We start from the raw sequence: 17,743 nt of genomic DNA on the forward strand, positions 1-17,743 counted from the left end.
GGTCAGGCCTCCAGCAGGGCGGCCAGGCATGCGCGGCCCAGTGCTGCCGGGTCAGCGCCCATCTGCTCGAGTGTGACGGTGCGCAACGCCGCGTGCGGAGCCGCGCTGACCCACTCCAACGCCACCTCGATGGGGTGCACCGCGTCATCAGTGGCGGCCGCGACCCCCATCGGGACGGCGAGCGTCTCCATCTCATCGCTCGTCGGTGCGACGACGCCCGCCGCCTCCTCCATGGCGTCGGGCAGGGCGGGCCACTGACTCACCCACGACCTGGTCAACTCCTCGCCCAGCCACTGCGGGCTCGACGCGCGCATCTGCGCGACCGCTGAGGCCAGCCCATCCCTGCGCAGCACATGTGCGGTGTGACGCGCGGCGTGTGCGGCAGGCGCGTCGGCCGGGGACCCCGTCCACGCCGGCAGCGCGGCCAGGACGCCGAGTGCCAGGGACGGATGATCCAGCGCCCACCGCAGTGCCGCGGCCGCGCCGATCGACACCCCGCCGACCACGATGGGGCCCGAGCGCGCTGCGTCATCCAACTCGTCGCGATACCCGTCGACGAGGCGATTCGGGTTCGGCGGCGGTGTCACCACGGTGGCACCCACGTCGTGCAGGGCGGGGGCGAACACGCGGTAGATGTAGTCGTCATCGGAGCCCGTTCCGGGCAGCAGAACGACCGTCGCCCCGCTCAGATTCAGCGCCATCAGACGATCGTGCCGTGTGCGTCAAATCACCCGCGCGCAACGCCAGGAGCGACGTGGCGAATCCCTACCAAGAGGTCTACGGTGGCGAGGGGTCAGGATCCAAGGTGGATTCGCCACAGCGGTCAGGAGAGACATGGCCACGGCCGAAGGCTATCTGCGTCGGCTCACCCGTCGTCTGACGGAAGATCCAGAACAACACGACGTAGCGGCGCTCAGCGACGAGGCGGCCCAGACCGGCGCGCAGAAGGCAATCGACTGCCAGCGCGGCCAGGAGGTCACCATGGTCGGCACCCTGCGTTGCGTGGAGACCGCCGCGAAGGGGTGCGCCGGTGGTGTGCGCGCCGAACTCTTCGACGGCACCGACTCGGTGATGCTGGTCTGGCTGGGCCAGCGCCGCATCCCGGGCATCGAGTCAGGTCGAACGCTGCGCGTGCACGGCAGGATGGGCAAGCTGGAGAACGGAAGCAAGGCCATCTACAACCCGCACTACGAGATCCAGAAGTGACTCGTCCCGACAACGGGGCTGCAGACGAGACCGCATCGGACGGGCAGGACCGGCCGGAGAGCAAGCTCAACGCGCAGGCGATCCTCGAGCAGATGGGCGGCATCAGCGGCCTGATCTACTCGTCGCTGCCGGTGGTTGTCTTCGTGCCGGTGTCGTCGTTCGCCGGCCTGATGCCCGCCATCTACGCCGCACTCGGTGTGGCCACGCTCATCCTGGTGTGGCGGCTGATCCGCCGGGAGTCGTTGCAGCCAGCAGTCTCCGGATTCTTCGCCGTCGGCGTCAGCGCGCTGATCGCCTACATCGTCGGCGAGTCCAAGGGCTTCTTCCTGCTGGGTATCTGGTCCTCGCTGATCTACGCGGGGGTGTTCGCCCTGTCAGTGCTGATCCGGCGGCCCATCGTCGGCTACGTGTGGGGATGGGCCAACGGACGCGACCGGGGCTGGCGCGAGGTGCGCCGGGCGGTCAGGGCGTTCGACCTTGCGACGCTCACCTGGGTGCTGGTGTTCGGCGCGCGGTTCGTGGTGCAGAACCACCTCTACGACGAGAACCAGACGGGTCTGCTCGGCGTGGCCCGTATCGCCATGGGATGGCCGCTGACGGCCATTGCGGCACTTGTCACCTACCTCGCTATCCGGGCCGCCCAGCGCGCCGTGCACGCGGACGAGAAGGCACGGGCCGTCGAGGACGGGACGTCGGCGCAGGCGTCCGAGACGTCGAACGCGTCGGGGCCGACGCCCACCGACTGACGGGCATGTGATGCCGCGGACCGCCGACCGGCTGGTGCTCGCCGTCGCGGTGCTCGCGTCGTTCGTGGCCTTCCTGGACGGTTCGGTGGTCAATCTGGCGCTGCCCGCGATCTCCGCCGACCTCGGTGGCGGCCTCGCGCTGCAGCAATGGGTTATCGACGGCTACCTGCTGACACTGGGTGCGCTGATCCTCGTCGCCGGTGCGGTGTCGGATCAGTTCGGCAGGCTCAGGGTGCTGCGGCTGGGGGTGGTGATCTTCGCCGTCGCATCGGTGCTGTGCGCGCTGGCACCCAGCGGATGGGTCCTGGTCGCCGCGCGGTGCGTGCAGGGTGTCGGTGCGGCGTTCCTGGTGCCCAGTTCGCTGGCGATGCTCAACGCCCGGTTCACCGGCGCGGCACAGGCCCGGGCCATCGGCACCTGGACGGCGTGGACCGGTACGGCATTCGTCATCGGACCACCCCTGGGCGGGCTGCTCGTCGATGCGCTGAACTGGCGGTGGGTCTTCGGTATCAACGTGATCCCCCTGGCCGTCACGCTGTACCTCATCACCCGGCTGCCCGCCGACGAACCTCGCCGCACCGCAGGACGTATCGACGTCGTCGGCGCCGTCCTGGGCGCGCTCGGGCTGGCGGCCACTGTCATCGCGCTCATCGAGCAGCAGCGGCTTGGGTGGACCCATCCGGCCGTGCTGGTCGGTCTGGCGGTGGGTGTCTGCCTCCTCGTCGCCTTTCCGGTGTGGGAACACCGGGTACCGAATCCGATGATGCCGCTTGGGCTGTTCGCCGCCCGTAACTTCGCGGTCGGCAATCTGGCGACGGTCTTCCTCTACGCGGGGGTGTCACTCGGCACGCTTGTGGTGGCGCTGTTCCTGCAGGAGGGCGCCGGTATGTCGGCGTCGATGGCAGGCCTGGCCACACTCCCGATCGCGGTGCTGTCATTCGTTCTCGCGCCACGCTTCGGTGCCCTGGCGGGCGCACACGGTCCCCGCGTCTACATGGCGGTGGGCCCGCTGGTGGCCGCCGCAGGCTTCCTGTTGCTCACCACGGTGCGCGAGCCGTTCGACTTCTGGACGCAGATGCTGCCGGGTCTGGTGGTCTTCGGGCTCGGTCTGTCGATCACCGTGTCACCGCTCACCTCGGCGGTCCTGGCGGCCGTGGATCCCACGCAGAGTGGTATCGGCTCAGCGGTGAACAATGCGGTGTCGCGGATCGCGGGCCTGGTGGCGATCGCCTTCACCGGTGTGATCATCGGCGCGGGTGGCGATTCCGGGTTTCCGCCGGGGGAGTTCGAGGGCTTCCGCCAGGCGGCCGTCGTGATCGCGGTGCTGTTCGCGGTCGCCGGGGTCGTCTCGGCCATCGGCATCAGCAACAGCCAGTGTGACTATCGTCGCGTGGCGCCCGAGGCGTCCGCCCGATGCTTCGACCGATCGCCACCACCGCCAGCGCTCGCGCGGACGGACTGACCGCTCGGCTCGAGTGTGGAATCAGCCGGCGTTCAGGATCAGCTCGCGCAACTGCTCCTCGACTTCGGCGACCGCGACGAAGAGCAGCTCGTCGCCTCCCTCGAGGGGTTCGTCGTCCTGAGGCACGATCACCCGCGACCCGCGCAGGATCGTCACGAGTGACGCGTCGCGCGGAAGCTCCAGCCGCTTGACGGCCTTGCCGCCCCACGGTGTGTCATCGGGCAGCGTGATCTCGACGAGGTTGGCCTGGCCCTTGCGGAAGCTCATCAGCCGGACCAGATCGCCGACGGACACCGCCTCCTCGACCAATGACGCGAGCATGCGCGGCGTGGACACCGCGACGTCGACGCCCCAGTTCTCGTCGAACAGCCACTCGTTGCGGGGGTCGTTGACGCGGGCCACCACGCGGTCCACTGCGAACTCCGTCTTGGCCAGCAGGCTGAGCACGACGTTGGCCTTGTCATCGCCCGTCGCGGCGATCACCACGTCGAAGTCCTCGAGCTTGACCGACTCCAACAGGCTCAGCTCGCACGCGTCTCCGAGTCGCCACTGCGCGGCGGGAATGGCATCGACATCGAGGTGCTCGGGATTGCGCTCGAGCAGTGTCACGTCGTGGCTCTCGACGAGTTCGCGGGCTATGGACCGGCCGACTGCGCCGGCTCCTGCGATGGCGACCTTCACTGGGGCCTCACCTGGTTCTTCACTGGTTGTCGTTCGTCACTGGTCGTCGATGTCCTCGGCGGGAGGCAGGGCGGAGATCGCCATCGCCTCGGCGATGTGACCGGATACCGCGGCCAGATACACCTGGTCACCCGCCTGGATCACGGTCTTCTGGTCGGGCAGCACGCCGCTGCCGAAGCGGATCAGGAACGCGACCCGGCCGCCGGTCGCACCCTCCAGCGCGGTCACGCGATGGCCCGCCCACTCCTCGTGCAGCGGCAGCTCGGCGACGCCGACATTGCCCGACGGATCGCGCCATTTTGTGGTCTCGGTCTCACGAGTCAGCACGTTGAGCAGCCGGTCGGTGGTCCACGGCACGGTGGCCACCGTCGGGATGCCGAGGCGTTCGTACACCGCGGCGCGCTTGGCGTCGTAGATCCGGGCGACCACACGCTCGACGCCGAACGTCTCGCGAGCCACCCGTGCGGAGATGATGTTGGAGTTGTCACCTGAGGAGACCGCGGCGAAAGCGCCCGCATCCTCGATTCCGGCCCGCAGCAGGACGTCCCGATCGAAGCCCATGCCCAGCACGCGCTCACCGGGGAACTCGGGTGACAGCCGGTGAAATGCCGTGCCGTCACGGTCGATGACGGCCACCTCATGGCCGATGCGGGCCAGACCGTCCGCCAGTGACGCGCCCACTCGGCCGCATCCCATCACCACTACCCGCACGCGTCGGTCCTCCCAGCGCTATCCAGAGATCGTTGTGCCCAACATGCGCACTGACGAACGCTACAGCTATTGGGACGGTTCGCGGCACATAGGCATACCCTTGGCTCTCGTGTCCAAGCTCTCGACCGTCGCACGCCGACTGGTCCTAGGAACGCCGTTCCGCAGCGACAAGCTCGCCCACACGCTTTTACCCAAGCGCATCGCGCTGCCGGTGTTCGCATCTGACGCACTGTCGTCGGTGGCGTATGCGCCGGAGGAGATCTTCCTGGTGCTGTCGGTGGCCGGGCTCTCGGCGTACACGATGGCACCGTGGATCGGCCTGGCGGTCGCGGCGGTGATGCTCATCGTGATCGCCAGTTACCGGCAGAACGTGCACGCCTATCCATCCGGTGGCGGTGACTACGAGGTGGTCACCACCAACCTTGGCTCCACCGCGGGGCTGACGGTGGCGAGCGCGCTGATGGTCGACTACGTGCTGACGGTGGCGGTGTCGATGTCGTCGGCGATGGCCAATATCGGCTCGGCGGTGCCGTTCATCGCACAGCACAAGGTGTTGTTCGCCGTCGCCGCCATCCTGATCATCGCGGCGTTGAACCTTCGCGGAATCCGTGAGTCCGGTACGGCGTTCGCAATTCCCACCTACGCGTTCATGATTGGCATGTTCCTCATGTTGGGCTGGGGCTTCTTCCAGATCCTCGTCCTCGATCAGCCGCTCAGGGCCGAGTCCGCAGGCTTCGAGATGCACTCCGAGCACGGTGACGTGCTTGGGTTCGCCCTGGTGTTCCTGGTGGCACGGGCGTTCTCGTCGGGGTCGGCTGCCCTGACCGGTGTCGAGGCGATCAGTAACGGCGTGCCCGCGTTTCGGAAACCCAAGTCACGCAATGCCGCAACGACCCTGCTGATGCTCGGCGGCATCTCGGTCAGCCTGTTCATGGGCATGATCCTGCTGGCCAAGGCGACCGGCGTGCAGATCGCCGAACGGCCGCACGAGCAGTTGATCGGCGCGCCGGCCGACTACCACCAGAAGACGCTGATCGCGCAGCTGGCCGATGCGGTGTTCCACGACTTCCCGCTCGGGCTCTTCCTCATCGCTCTCGTCACCGCGTTGATCCTGATGCTCGCCGCCAACACCGCGTTCAACGGCTTTCCGGTGCTGGGATCGATTCTCGCTCAGGACAGTTACCTGCCCCATCAGCTCCGCACCCGTGGTGACCGGCTGGCGTTCTCGAACGGCATCCTGTTTCTGGCGTTCGCCGCGGTCGGGTTCGTTATCGCGTTCCAGGCTGAGGTCACCGCGCTGATCCAGCTGTACATCGTCGGGGTCTTCGTGTCGTTCACGCTGAGCCAGATCGGCATGGTGCGGCACTGGACCCGGCTGCTGCGCATCGAAACCGACGACGCTGCGCGCAGCAAGATGCAGCGCTCCCGAGCGATCAACACCATCGGTTGCATCTGCACCGGATCGGTGCTGCTGGTGGTCGTCGTCACCAAGTTCGCGGCCGGGGCCTGGATCGCGATCCTGGCGATGGGCGTGCTCTTCGCGATCATGAAGTTGATCCACAAGCACTACGCCTCGGTTCGGCAGGAGTTGCTCGAGGCCGATGAGGGCGGTGACATGGTCTTGCCCAGTCGCAACCACGCGATCGTGCTGGTGTCCAACGTGATGTTGCCGACCAAGCGTGCGCTGGCGTATGCCAGGGCAACACGACCAGACGAACTCGAGGCGATCCACGTCAGCATCGATGACGCCGAGGCGCGGGCGCTGAAGGGTGCATGGGAGGAGAGTGACTTCCCCTTGCCGCTCAAGGTGATTGCCTCGCCGTACCGCGATATCACGCGTCCGGTACTCGAGTACGTCAAGCGGATCACCAAGGACTCGCCGCGTACGGTAGTCACAATCTTCATACCCGAGTACGTCGTCGGACACTGGTGGGAACAGGTCCTGCACAATCAGAGTGCACTGCGGCTCAAGGGCCGTCTGCTGTTCGAGCCGCAGGTCATGGTGACCTCGGTGCCTTACCAACTGAGTTCGTCGGAGCGGTTGAAGAATCTCAAACCGCAGTCCGCTCCCGGCGACGCTCGAAGGGGTTACCTGGAATGAGTTCCACACTGGAGTTGACCGTCGGGCCGGCGGCCAACGGCGGCAGCTGCATCGCCCGTCACGACGGACGGGTGGTGTTCGTGCGCTACGCGCTGCCCGGCGAACGGGTTCTCGCGCGGGTGACCGACGAGCGCGCCAAGCACTGGCACGCGGTCGCCGTCGAGATCCTCGAGCCGTCGCAGGACCGGGTGGACTCGCTGTGTCAGATCGCCGGTGTCGACGGCTCGGGGTGCTGTGACCTGGCGTTCATGAAGCCCTCGGCCGCAAGGCATCTCAAGGGTGAGGTGGTCGCCAATCAGTTGGGACGTCTCGGTGGCTTCGCGTGGACGGGGGAGGCCGAGGAGGTCGATGCCGACGGTGCGACGGGGTGGCGCACCCGGGTGCGACTGGCGACGACGGGAGACGGCCAGGCGGGTTTTCACCGCTACCACAGCCCCGAACTGGTGACCGACCTCAACTGTGCGCAACTGCCCGCCGGGATGCTCGATGGACTCGACGGGTCGCGCTGGCCGCCGGGTGCCGAGATCCACGTCGCGCTCGATGACGACGGTTCGCGCCACGTGGTCCAGACCGGACCGCGCACCGCTCGCAAGTCAGCTCAGACGCAGGTGATCGAGGGCGAGTACGAGGCCACCCAGCGTGTTGGCGACCGGGTGTGGCGTGTGCCGGTGACGGCGTTCTGGCAGGCGCATCGCGGGGCGGCTCAGCTCTACAGCGATCTGGTCGCGCAGTACGCCATGCTGCAACCCGGCCAGACGGCATGGGACTTGTATGGCGGCGCAGGCGTTTTCGCGGCAGTCCTGGCCGACGGGGTGGGGGAGTCGGGCCGGGTGCTGACGGTGGACACCTCGCGTGGCTCGGCGCGGGCGGCGCGGTCGGCGCTGGCCGACCTCAGCTGCGTCTCGGTGGTGACGGACTCCGTGCGACGTGCGCTCACCGGCGAGAGGCGCCGTGCCGACGTCGCGGTGCTCGATCCGCCGCGGACCGGTGCAGGACGCGAGGTGATCGATCTGCTCGCCGCTGCCGACGTCCCGCGCATCGTCCACATCGGTTGTGAGGCGGCGTCGTTCGCGCGTGACGTGGGGCTCTACACAGGCCACGGCTACGCCGTCGAGGCGTTACGGGTGTTCGACTCGTTCCCGCTGACGCACCACGTGGAGTGCATCGCGGTGTTCACCCGGGGCTGACCCGCCGCGTGACTCCCGTGCCCAGTCACGGAGCGCGAGGGGCCTCGTTCTCCTCGTAGACGTCGGGTATCCCGTCGTGATCGTGGTCGCGCGTCTCCTCGATGTACACGGCGCGGTAGTGCCGGTTGCGCAGCCGCAGCAGGATCGCGGCCAGTGCGGCGGCGAGCAGTGATCCCGTCAGCACCGCGATCTTGACGTGCTCGCTCTGCTCGGAGCCCGGGCCGTAGGCCAACTCGCCGATCAGCAGCGACACCGTGAAGCCGATGCCGGCCAGCATCGATATGCCGAAAACGTCGATCCAGCGCAGTGCGCCGTCGAGCGATGCCCGGGTGACCGCGGCGAGGATCCGAGTAGTGCCGAAGACGCCGATCGCCTTGCCCACCACCAGACCGAACACGATGCCCAGCGCGATGGGATCGCTCAGGGCCGAGGCCAGCCCGTCCAGACCGCCGATCGTGACGCCGGCGGCGAAGAACGCGAAGACCGGCACGGCCACTCCGGCCGAGACCGGGCGGATGATGTGCTCGATGTGTTCGGCCATACCCGGCCCGGCATCCGGACCGCCCGCTGCCTGGCTGCGCAGCACCGGCACGGTGAAGCCGAGCAGGACGCCCGCCACCGTCGCGTGCACGCCCGACTCGTGCACCAGGGCCCACGTCGCCAGCGCCAGCGGTATCAGCAGCCACGGTGACCGGATGCGGCGCTGCACGCACAGCGCGAACAGCAATAGCGGCACAACTGCCAGGCCGAGCGCGACGAGGTTGATGTCGTCGGTGTAGAACACCGCTATCACCGTGATCGCCAAGAGGTCATCGACAACGGCCAGGGTGAGCAGGAAGGTCCGCAGTGCCCCCGGAAGGTGCGTGGAGATGACCGCGAGGACCGCGACGGCGAACGCGATGTCGGTGGCGGTCGGGATGGCCCATCCCTTCATGGCCGTGCCGCCGACCTGGGCCGTGAAGGCCACGAAGATCAGCGCTGGCACCACCATGCCGCCGACCGCGGCAGCGATGGGCAGGGCCGCGCGGCTGGGGTCGCGCAGGTCGCCGGCGACGAACTCGCGCTTGAGTTCGAGGCCGACCACGAAGAAGAAGATGGCCAGCAGTCCGTCGGCGGCCCAGGTGCCAAGGCTCAGGTTGAGGTGCAGGCCCAACTGGTCGGTGCCCACGCGCAGGTCGCCGAGCGCCTCATAGGACGCCGCCCACGGCGAGTTGGCCCATCCGATGGCCACGACGGCCGCGACGAGCAGCAGGGCCCCGCCGACGGTCTCCTTGCGGAGGATGTCGGACACCCGCGATGTCTCGGCCCACGAGCCGCGACTCAGCAGGGCTCGGGTAACCGAGCGGCGGGGTTGTTGATCGTCGGGCAACAAGAGCACCTCGTTTGGTGGTGGGTCTGGGCATGGGGCGTCCATTCGCCGACCAGACTTCCCGGCACACCTGAACGGGAGTTTAGCGCGGCGAGCACGGCCGACGTGCCATGTCGCATGTGTGACGCGCGTCGACACCGCGGACACGCCGGAACCCGGAAAGGCCGTGCTGGCAGCCGCGGTTGCGGGCGGATGCGGGGGAGCTGACCTGCGTCGTCGCGGATTCAGCCGACCGTGGCCGACCCCAGGGTGTGGCCCATGTCTAACCGCCTTGACAGGACTGCGTGAGGTTCGCGTGCGTAAACTGACGAGATGCTTGAACAGGTCCGCGGACCCGCTGATCTGCAGCACCTAACGCAGTCGCAGCTGGACGAACTCGCCATCGAGATCCGGCAGTTCCTGATCCACAAAGTCGCCGCGACGGGCGGACACCTCGGTCCCAACCTCGGTGTCGTCGAACTGACGTTGGCGCTGCACAGGGTGTTCGACTCCCCACACGACCCGATCGTCTTCGACACCGGGCACCAGTCGTATGTGCACAAGATGCTGACTGGCCGCTGCGCGGACTTCGACAACCTCCGGATGAGGGGCGGCCTGTCGGGCTACCCGTCGCGCACCGAGAGCGAGCACGACTGGGTCGAGTCCAGTCACGCCAGCAGCGCCCTGTCCTACGCGGACGGTCTGGCCAAGGCCTTCGAACTGAGCGGACATCGCAACCGCCACGTCGTCGCCGTTGTGGGTGACGGTGCGCTGACCGGCGGCATGTGCTGGGAGGCGCTGAACAACATCGCCGGCTCCAAGCGGCCCGTGGTGATCGTGGTCAACGACAACGGCCGCAGCTACGCCCCGACCATCGGTGGTTTCGCCGATCATCTCGCGGGCCTGCGCCTGCAGCCGGGATACGAGCGGCTACTCGAGAAGGGCCGCGACACGGTTCGCGGCGTGCCGTTGATCGGCGAGCTGTGCTACCAGTGCATGCACAGCGTCAAGGCCGGCATCAAGGACGCGCTGTCGCCCCAGGTGATGTTCACCGACCTCGGGTTGAAGTACGTCGGCCCCATCGACGGGCACGACGAACACGCGGTCGAGGCGGCGCTGCGCAGCGCACGCGGCTATAACGCGCCGGTGATCGTGCACGTCGTCACCCGCAAGGGCATGGGCTACGGGCCAGCCGAGAACGACGACGAGGAGCAGATGCACTCGACGGGCGTGATCGACCCGCACACCGGGTTGTCCACGTCGGTGGCGGCCCCGGGTTGGACGTCGGTGTTCTCCGACGAACTGATCAAGCGGGCGACCAAGCGCCGCGACATCGTGGCGATCACCGCGGCGATGCCCGGCCCCACCGGGCTCAGTGCCTTCCGTGACCGCTTCCCGGACCGGTTCTTCGACGTCGGCATCGCCGAGCAGCACGCCATGACCTCGGCTGCCGGTCTGGCGATGGGCGGCATGCACCCCGTCGTGGCCATCTACTCGACCTTCATCAACCGGGCCTTCGACCAGCTGATGATGGACGTTGCCCTGCACCGGCTTCCGGTGACGATCGTGCTCGACCGCGCCGGTGTCACCGGACCCGACGGGGCGAGCCACAACGGAGTCTGGGACCTCTCGATCCTCGGTGTCGTCCCCGGCATCCGGGTCGCCGCCCCACGGGACGCGGCGCGGCTTCGCGAGGAACTCGGCGAGGCCCTCGAGGTCAAGGACGGGCCCACTGCGGTGCGCTTCCCGAAGGGTGCGGTGGGCGAGGACATTCCCGCGCTCGAGCGGCGCTCCGGGGTCGACGTGCTCGCGGTTCCCGCGGACGGTCTGTCCGATGACGTGCTGCTCGTCGCGGTCGGGGCCTTCGCCTCGATGGCGCTTTCGGTGGCCGAGCGTCTGCGCAAGCAGGGCATCGGCGTGACCGTGGTCGACCCGCGTTGGGTGCTGCCGGTGTCTGACGTCGTGGTGTCGATGGCGAGGACGCGCAAGCTCGTCGTGACGCTGGAGGACAACGGCGTTCACGGTGGTATCGGGTCGGCGGTGTCGTCGGCGCTGCGCCGGGCAGAGGTCGACGTGCCCTGCCGTGACGTGGGTATGCCGCAGGAGTTCTCCGACCACGCCTCGCGCGGCGAGGTGCTGGCCGCGGCCGGCCTGACTGACCAGAACATCGCCCGCCAGATCACCGGCTGGGTGGCCGCACTGGCCAGCACCGTCGGCGAGACGAGCGTCACCGGCCGGGTCGACTGACGCCGCGGCCTAGGCTCGGTCCATGGACGCCGATCTCGAGCGCTGGAAGGCCGCCGGTCAGTACTTCGACTACCTGGGCTTCGATATCTTCTACCAGGTTGCGGGCCTGCCCCTGGGTGAGGGGCCGACGCTGCTGCTGGTCCATGGCTATCCGTTCAGTTCGTGGGACTGGTCGCTGATCTGGCCGACGCTGCTCGAGCGGTTCACAGTCATCGCACCGGACATGATCGGCATGGGATTCTCGGCCAAGCCGGTGGCCTACCAATACTCGGTACACGACCACGCCGACATGCACGAGGCGCTGCTGGCGCATCTCGGCGTCGAGCAGTGCCACATGCTCGCGCACGATCTCGGCGACTCGGTCGGCCAGGAACTGTTGGCGCGGCATGAGTTCGGCGACTGGTCCTACCGGCCGGTGCGCTTCGAGTCCATCACGTGGCTCAACGGCGGCATGTTCAACGAGGCCTACACCCCGCGCCTGATGCAGAAGCTGATGTCACGCACACCATTGGGCGACATCATGAGTCATGTCCAGGGCAGTGCGCTGTCACGCAAGCTGCTGGAGCCGACCCTCAACGAGATGTTCGGCCCCAACACCAAGCCGACACCGCACATGCTCGAGCAGTTTCACCAGATCCTGGAATTCAACGACGGCAAGCGCGTCATGCACCAGGTCGGCAGATTCCTCAACGACCGGTACACGCACCGCAATCGCTGGGTGCGGGCGATGCGGCAGACCAGCGTGCCGATGCGTCTGATCGACGGGCCGATCGACCCGAACTCGGGCCGCCACATGGCCGACCGGTACCGCGAGGTGATCCCCGACGCCGATGTCGTGATGTTGGCCGACGATATCGCGCACTGGCCGCAGATCGAGGCACCCGAGGCCGTGCTGACTCACTTCCTCGAGCACGTGGACCGCGTGCTGGGGCGCTGAGTGCTCGAGCGTCAGTCCTGCGACGCCTCGGCGCTCGCCGCGGTCTCCAACGCCTGAGCGAGCACGGGAACGGTCAACTCGCGCTGCCACGCTCGCGCTCCGGCGTCGGCGAGGAACGCCTCGACGACGGACGCGGTGTCCGGCACCGGCTGCCAGTCCCAGCACAGTCGTCGCACGGTGTCGGGGGTGAGGAGGTTCTCGCTGGGCACGTTCACCCGCTGCGAGAGGTCGGCCAGGCCGGCCCGTACCGCTTCCAGACGCGCGGCGGCCTCCGGCTTGCGGCGGGCCCATCGTGCGGCAGGCGGCGGACCGGTCTGCGGGTCGGACGATGTGGGCAGATCCTCGGTGTTGCGTGCCCGGGCCAGCGCGTCCAGCCACACCTGCGCGCTGCGGCGTTGCCTGTTGCCACCGAAGATCGGCAGTGCGGTCAGCTTCTCGATGGTGTCGGGGTCCGCGGTGGCGGCGTTCACGATCGCCGAGTCCGGCAAAATCCGTCCCGGTGCGATATCGCGCCGGGAGGCGATGGAGTCCCGAGCGGTCCACAGTTCGCGCACCGCAGCCAGGGCGCGCGGGTTGCGCACCTTGTGGATGCCCGACGTGCGACGCCAGCGGTCACGCCGGGTGGGTGCGGCGATGTAGGTCCGGAGGTACTCGAATTCCTGGGCGGCCCACTCGGTCTTGCCCTGTTCCTCGAGAACCGCCGCGACGGCCGCGCGCAGTTCGATGAGTACCTCGACGTCCAACGCGGCGTAGTTCAGCCAATCCGCGGGCAGTGGGCGCTTGGACCAGTCTGCGGCGCCGTGGCCCTTCACCAGGTGCAACCCCAGCAGGCGCTGCACCATCGCGGCCAGGTTCACCCGGTCGAAGCCCGCGAGCCGACCGGCCAACTCGGTGTCGTACAGGCTCGGCGGCGTCATGCCGAGTTCAGCCAGACATGGCAGATCCTGGTCGGCGGCGTGCAGGATCCACTCGTCTGTCGCCAAAACCTCGGCCACCGGCGCCACCGTGGCCAGTGGATCGGCGCCGTGGTTGACCGGGTCGATCAGGACGGTGCCAGCGCCTTCGCGGCGGATCTGCACCAGGTAGGCGCGGTTGGAGTAGCGGAAGCCCGACGCTCGCTCGGCGTCGATGGCGAACGGCCCGGTGCCCGATGCGAGAAGCGTTGCCGCCCTCTCGATGTCACTGGGATAGATGGCCAGCGGGGGCACGCCGTCGGCCGGGGCCAGTAGGGGTGTGGCCTCGGGCTCGGTGTCTTCCCCGGGCGTCTGCGTCTCGGGTGAGGGGGTATCCGGCATCTCAGGTGCGCGGGCGGGAGGTCAGGTCGGTCACACCCGCCGGCGGCAGTCCCGCGGCGTGCTCAAGCACCTCGCAGAACGCCTGGACGTGCGGACCCAACTCGAGGTTCGTCGCAGTCCACGACGCCCGCAGCTCGAGTTGGTGGGCGCGCGGCGGACCGGAGATGTCGCCGTAGCGGACCGATGTCGTCGCCGTCACCGTGCCTCCGAGGGCGGTCACGTGTTCGGCGTTGGTCTCGAGGGCGTCGACCAGCCAGCTCCACGCCACCTCGGGCAGCAGCGGGTCGACGGCTTCCATGGAGTCGAGGTCGGCCTGGATGTAGGCGACCAGCCGCATGGTGCCGTCCCAGGCCTCGGCCCCCTCGGGGTCATGCAGCAGGATGAGCCGCCCGAAGGCGTCGCCCTCGGAGCGCTCGGGCACGATCGCGGTCTCGGGGTGGCGGACCTCGGCGCCCAGCGCGTAGCTGAACGGTGCGAGTCGCTGCGGCGGCCGGATCGGGCCGAGTTCGATCTCCGGCCGTACGATCGCCGCACTCATCGCCGCGACGGCTTCGCGGAATGGAGCCGGTTCGGCGGAGGTCACGACGTTTGACGCTAGCCGATCATGCCTGGTGGTGGCGCAGGCGCGCCGAAGTCATCCGACATGGCAGCATGGACCCCGATGAATACCCGTCGTGACCTGCCCAAGTCTCCCTATCTCGCCGCTGCGTCTGGCCGCGAGCCAAGCCACGTGCCTGTGTGGTTCATGCGTCAGGCTGGGCGTTCGCTGCCGGAGTATCGCGCCCTGCGGGCGAAGAACACGATGATGCAGGCCTGCTTCGACGCAGAACTGATTTGCGAGATCACGTTGCAGCCGGTGCGGCGGCACGGTGTGGACGCGGCGATTCTGTTCTCCGACATCGTCGTCCCACTGCGCGCTGCAGGCATTGACCTGGACATCGTGCCCGATGTGGGGCCGGTCATCGCGCATCCGATCCGCACCGCGGGCGACGTCGCCGCGGTCCGTCCGCTGGACGCCGGGCAGGTTGCGCCGGTCGTCGACGCCATTGGCATGCTGACCGGCGCGCTGGGCGACGTGCCGTTGATCGGGTTTGCCGGAGCGCCGTTCACGCTGGCGTCCTACCTGGTGGAGGGTGGTCCGAGCCGCAACCATGAGAAGACCAAGGCAATGATGTTGGGCGAACCCGACACCTGGCACGCGCTGATGACGAAGCTGACCGACGTCACGATCGCGTTCCTGCGCGCGCAGCTGGACGCGGGGGTCGACGCCATCCAGCTGTTCGACTCCTGGGCGGGCACGCTGTCGCTGGCCGACTACCGCAGCTTCGTCCTGCCGCACAGCACCCGGGTGTTCGAGGCGTTCGTCGACGCAGGCGTGCCGATGACGCACTTCGGGGTCGGCACCGCCGAACTGCTCGGTGCGATGGGGGAGGCCGGCGCCACCGTCGTCGGGGTGGACTGGCGAACCTCGCTGGCGGACGCCGCGCCCCGGGTGGGTCCGGGCAAGGCGCTGCAGGGCAACCTCGACCCGGTGGTGCTGTTGGCGGGCTGGCCGGCCGTGGAGCGTTCGGTGCGCGCCGTGGTCGCCGACGGCAGGCGCGCGATCGCCGCGGGTGCCACCGGCCACGTGTTCAACCTGGGGCACGGTGTGCTGCCCGCCACCGATCCGGGCATCATCTCCGATGCCGTGGCGCTGGTCCACTCGTTGTGACTGCCCGGTCGCGCCCACCGTCCTATTGTGTTGTCGGGGGCGGTATCTCGGGGTTGGTCGCGGCCTACCGATTGAGAATGGCCGCGGGCCCCGATGCGTCGATAACCCTGTTCGACCCCGCCGACCGGCTCGGCGGTGTGCTGCGCACGGAACAGGTCGGCGGCCAGACCGTGGACGTCGGCGCGGAGGCGTTCATCGCGCGCCGCCCGGAGGTCCCGGCGCTGCTGGCCGAACTCGGACTGGCGGGTAGGCAGGTCGGCACGACCGGCGTGCGACCGCTGATCTTCGCGGGCGGGCGACTGCATCCCATGCCGCAGGGCACGTTGCAGGGCATTCCGGCGAACGCCGCGTCGATGGCCGGGCTGGTCGACGACGCAACCGTTGCGCGAATCGCGGACGAGCGGGCGCGCCCGCTGCCGTGGCGTCGCGGGGCGGACCCGGCGGTCGCCGAGCTGGTCGGCGACAGGTTCGGGAGTCAGGTCGTGGCCCGGTCGGTCGACCCGCTGCTGGCTGGCGTGTATGCGGGGTCGGCGGCCACCATCGGCCTGCGGTCGTCGGTGCCGACGTTGGCCGCGGCGCTCGACCGTGGCGCGCGCAGCCTGACCGATGCGGTGCGGGAGGCCACCTCGGGGCTGGGGCCACCGCCGGGCGCCGGCTCGGTGTTCGGCGCTGTGGACGGCGGCTACCGCGTACTGGTCGACGAGTTGATCCGGCGGGCCGGGTTCGGCTGGGCGCAGGTGGGGGTGCGGCGCATCGAGGGGGCTGGTCGCGGCTGGACCCTGATCGACGACGACGGCGGGCACAGCCACGCTGACGCCGTCGTGATCGCCGTCCCTGCGCCGCTGCTGCCGGGAATCGTGGAACCGTTCGCGCCGAGCACCGCGGCGGCGGCCAGGCGCATCGCGGTGGCGTCCACGGCGCTGGTGGTGTTGGCGCTGCCCGGCGGGACGCCGCTGCCCGAGCAGTCGGGTGTGCTGGTGGCCAGCGCGGAACGGTTGCACGCCAAGGCGATAACGCTGACCTCACGCAAATGGGGACGTCGCGGCAACGTCGAGCTGCTGCGGTTGTCGTTCGGGAGGTTCGGCGACAGCCTGGCCCGCAATACCAGCGACGAGCAGCTGTTGTCGTGGGCGGCCGACGACCTGGCCGAGCTGTTCGGGATTCGGCCCGATCCCGAGGACTGCCTCGTGCAGCGGTGGATCGATGCGATGCCGCAGTACGGTCCGGGACACGCAGATCTGGTCGCGCAGTTGCGTGCCGGTCTGCCACCGACGGTCGCGGTGGCGGGTGGCTACCTCGACGGCATCGGCGTGCCCGCCTGCGTGGCCTCGGGCACCAGGGCGGCGGCATCTGTGGCGGTCGCCACCGCCGCCGAGTAGCCCACAACGGACGTGGCACGATGGAGCCATGGCCAAGCTCGACTACGACGCGCTCAACTCGATGACCCGGTACATGATGCTGTCGGTCTTCTCCGTGCAACCGGAGGCGTTGGGGGATGACCGTTCTGCGGTCATCGACGAGACGGCGACCTTCCTCAAGCAACAGGAGGCCGACGGCGTCGTCGTGCGTGGGCTGTATGACGTCGCGGGGTTCCGCGCGGACGCCGACTTCATGATCTGGACGCACGCCGAGCGGGTGGAGTCACTGCAGGCGACCTACCGGGCGTTCCGTCGCACGGGACTCGGTCTGGTCAGCGACCCGGTGTGGAGTGTCGTGGCGCTGCACCGGCCCGCCGAGTTCAACAAGAGCCACGTTCCCGCGTTCATCGCGGGGGAGGATCCCGGCGATTACATCTGCGTGTACCCGTTCGTGCGATCACTGGAGTGGTACCTGCTGCCCGATGACGAGCGCCGCAAGATGCTCGTCGAGCACGGCATGGCGGGCCGCGAGTACCCGGATGTCCGGGCCAACACGGTGCCCGCGTTCGCGCTCGGTGACTACGAGTGGATCCTGGCGTTCGAGGGCCCCGATCTGGGTCGCATCGTCGAGCTGATGTGGAAGCTGCGCTACACCGATGCGCGCCGCCACGTCCGCGAGGAGACGCCGTTCTTCACCGGCCCGCGTGTCGCGGTCGAGGACCTGGTCACCCGACTGCCCTGACACCCTCGCGA

The 17,743-nt window shown here is 68.7% G+C and carries 16 protein-coding genes; 10 read left to right on the forward strand and 6 right to left on the reverse strand.

Going from position 1 to position 17,743, the window contains the following annotated elements; all coding sequences use genetic code 11:
- Window positions 1-2: 2 nt before the first annotated feature.
- Window positions 3-701, reverse strand: coding sequence for an alpha/beta hydrolase (locus ACZY0X_RS23585; protein ID WP_463773865.1), 699 nt, complete (start codon window positions 699-701; stop codon window positions 3-5).
- A 133-nt stretch (window positions 702-834) separates the two neighbouring features.
- On the opposite strand from ACZY0X_RS23585, the gene ACZY0X_RS23590 reads away from it, so the two are divergent.
- The 3 genes from ACZY0X_RS23590 to ACZY0X_RS23600 all read left to right on the forward strand — a co-directional run bounded on the left by ACZY0X_RS23590 (window position 835) and on the right by ACZY0X_RS23600 (window position 3,414).
- A complete protein-coding gene (locus ACZY0X_RS23590) occupies window positions 835-1,206 on the forward strand; it encodes an OB-fold nucleic acid binding domain-containing protein (protein WP_241399496.1) in 372 nt (123 codons plus the stop codon).
- 92 nt (window positions 1,207-1,298) lie between these two features.
- A complete protein-coding gene (locus tag ACZY0X_RS23595; RefSeq protein ID WP_463774105.1) occupies window positions 1,299-1,952 on the forward strand; it encodes a DUF3159 domain-containing protein in 654 nt (217 codons plus the stop codon).
- Between the two features lie 10 nt (window positions 1,953-1,962).
- A complete protein-coding gene (locus ACZY0X_RS23600) occupies window positions 1,963-3,414 on the forward strand; it encodes an MFS transporter (RefSeq protein WP_463773866.1) in 1,452 nt (483 codons plus the stop codon).
- 21 nt (window positions 3,415-3,435) lie between these two features.
- On the opposite strand, the gene ACZY0X_RS23605 is transcribed toward ACZY0X_RS23600, so the two are convergent.
- Together ACZY0X_RS23605 and ACZY0X_RS23610 are read right to left on the reverse strand one after the other, a co-directional pair.
- Window positions 3,436-4,095 (reverse strand): potassium channel family protein, encoded by a 660-nt coding sequence (locus ACZY0X_RS23605; RefSeq protein ID WP_463773867.1) that lies wholly within the window; start codon window positions 4,093-4,095, stop codon window positions 3,436-3,438.
- 36 nt (window positions 4,096-4,131) lie between these two features.
- Complete coding sequence (locus ACZY0X_RS23610) at window positions 4,132-4,806, reverse strand: potassium channel family protein (RefSeq protein WP_463773869.1); 675 nt, start codon at window positions 4,804-4,806, stop codon at window positions 4,132-4,134.
- Between the two features lie 109 nt (window positions 4,807-4,915).
- On the opposite strand from ACZY0X_RS23610, the gene ACZY0X_RS23615 reads away from it, so the two are divergent.
- Both ACZY0X_RS23615 and ACZY0X_RS23620 read left to right on the forward strand, forming a co-directional pair.
- The gene (locus tag ACZY0X_RS23615; RefSeq protein ID WP_463773870.1) at window positions 4,916-6,907 is read left to right on the forward strand and encodes an APC family permease; all 1,992 of its coding nucleotides are present in this window, start codon (window positions 4,916-4,918) and stop codon (window positions 6,905-6,907) included.
- Window positions 6,904-8,094 (forward strand): class I SAM-dependent RNA methyltransferase, encoded by a 1,191-nt coding sequence (locus ACZY0X_RS23620; protein WP_463773872.1) that lies wholly within the window; start codon window positions 6,904-6,906, stop codon window positions 8,092-8,094. The genes ACZY0X_RS23615 and ACZY0X_RS23620 overlap by 4 nt, the downstream gene beginning before the upstream one ends.
- 25 nt (window positions 8,095-8,119) lie before the next feature.
- Here ACZY0X_RS23620 and nhaA read toward each other — a convergent pair whose 3' ends face one another.
- Window positions 8,120-9,463 carry a Na+/H+ antiporter NhaA gene (gene nhaA, locus ACZY0X_RS23625; protein ID WP_463773873.1) on the reverse strand — a complete coding sequence of 448 codons (1,344 nt, stop codon included), beginning with the start codon at window positions 9,461-9,463 and terminating at the stop codon, window positions 8,120-8,122.
- A gap of 312 nt (window positions 9,464-9,775) precedes the next feature.
- On the opposite strand from nhaA, the gene dxs reads away from it, so the two are divergent.
- Window positions 9,776-11,689 carry a 1-deoxy-D-xylulose-5-phosphate synthase gene (gene dxs, locus ACZY0X_RS23630; protein WP_463773876.1) on the forward strand — a complete coding sequence of 638 codons (1,914 nt, stop codon included), beginning with the start codon at window positions 9,776-9,778 and terminating at the stop codon, window positions 11,687-11,689.
- A gap of 22 nt (window positions 11,690-11,711) precedes the next feature.
- The gene (locus ACZY0X_RS23635; protein WP_463773879.1) at window positions 11,712-12,626 is read left to right on the forward strand and encodes an alpha/beta fold hydrolase; all 915 of its coding nucleotides are present in this window, start codon (window positions 11,712-11,714) and stop codon (window positions 12,624-12,626) included.
- An 11-nt stretch (window positions 12,627-12,637) separates the two neighbouring features.
- Here ACZY0X_RS23635 and ACZY0X_RS23640 read toward each other — a convergent pair whose 3' ends face one another.
- Together ACZY0X_RS23640 and ACZY0X_RS23645 are read right to left on the reverse strand one after the other, a co-directional pair.
- Window positions 12,638-13,921 (reverse strand): HRDC domain-containing protein, encoded by a 1,284-nt coding sequence (locus tag ACZY0X_RS23640; RefSeq protein WP_463773881.1) that lies wholly within the window; start codon window positions 13,919-13,921, stop codon window positions 12,638-12,640.
- A gap of 1 nt (window position 13,922) precedes the next feature.
- Complete coding sequence (locus ACZY0X_RS23645) at window positions 13,923-14,504, reverse strand: DUF3000 domain-containing protein (protein WP_463773883.1); 582 nt, start codon at window positions 14,502-14,504, stop codon at window positions 13,923-13,925.
- A gap of 78 nt (window positions 14,505-14,582) precedes the next feature.
- Between ACZY0X_RS23645 and hemE the strand changes: the two genes are divergently transcribed.
- From hemE to hemQ, 3 genes are read left to right on the forward strand one after another with little or no spacing between them, the layout of a single operon-like run.
- The gene (gene hemE / locus ACZY0X_RS23650; RefSeq protein ID WP_463773885.1) at window positions 14,583-15,632 is read left to right on the forward strand and encodes a uroporphyrinogen decarboxylase; all 1,050 of its coding nucleotides are present in this window, start codon (window positions 14,583-14,585) and stop codon (window positions 15,630-15,632) included.
- Window positions 15,629-17,011: a protoporphyrinogen oxidase gene (locus tag ACZY0X_RS23655; protein WP_463773887.1), complete on the forward strand. Its 1,383-nt coding sequence runs from the start codon at window positions 15,629-15,631 to the stop codon at window positions 17,009-17,011. The genes hemE and ACZY0X_RS23655 overlap by 4 nt, the downstream gene beginning before the upstream one ends.
- 28 nt (window positions 17,012-17,039) lie before the next feature.
- Window positions 17,040-17,732, forward strand: a complete 693-nt coding sequence (gene hemQ / locus ACZY0X_RS23660; protein ID WP_463773888.1) for a hydrogen peroxide-dependent heme synthase — start codon at window positions 17,040-17,042, stop codon at window positions 17,730-17,732.
- Window positions 17,733-17,743: the final 11 nt, after the last annotated feature.

The sequence above is a fragment of the Mycobacterium sp. IDUB_39 genome (genome assembly GCF_055419205.1).

Excerpts from the sequence above, each read along its gene's own strand:
- ACZY0X_RS23600 (WP_463773866.1), top strand. The coding sequence starts at position 1,963 with ATGCCGCGGACCGCCGACCGGCTGGTGCTCGCCGTCGCGGTGCTCGCG.
- dxs (WP_463773876.1), top strand. The coding sequence starts at position 9,776 with ATGCTTGAACAGGTCCGCGGACCCGCTGATCTGCAGCACCTAACGCAG.
- hemQ (WP_463773888.1), top strand. The coding sequence starts at position 17,040 with ATGGCCAAGCTCGACTACGACGCGCTCAACTCGATGACCCGGTACATG.
- hemE (WP_463773885.1), top strand. The coding sequence starts at position 14,583 with ATGAATACCCGTCGTGACCTGCCCAAGTCTCCCTATCTCGCCGCTGCG.
- ACZY0X_RS23620 (WP_463773872.1), top strand. The coding sequence starts at position 6,904 with ATGAGTTCCACACTGGAGTTGACCGTCGGGCCGGCGGCCAACGGCGGC.
- ACZY0X_RS23640 (WP_463773881.1), bottom strand. The coding sequence starts at position 13,921 with ATGCCGGATACCCCCTCACCCGAGACGCAGACGCCCGGGGAAGACACC.
- ACZY0X_RS23585 (WP_463773865.1), bottom strand. The coding sequence starts at position 701 with ATGGCGCTGAATCTGAGCGGGGCGACGGTCGTTCTGCTGCCCGGAACG.
- ACZY0X_RS23595 (WP_463774105.1), top strand. The coding sequence starts at position 1,299 with ATGGGCGGCATCAGCGGCCTGATCTACTCGTCGCTGCCGGTGGTTGTC.
- ACZY0X_RS23590 (WP_241399496.1), top strand. The coding sequence starts at position 835 with ATGGCCACGGCCGAAGGCTATCTGCGTCGGCTCACCCGTCGTCTGACG.
- ACZY0X_RS23635 (WP_463773879.1), top strand. The coding sequence starts at position 11,712 with ATGGACGCCGATCTCGAGCGCTGGAAGGCCGCCGGTCAGTACTTCGAC.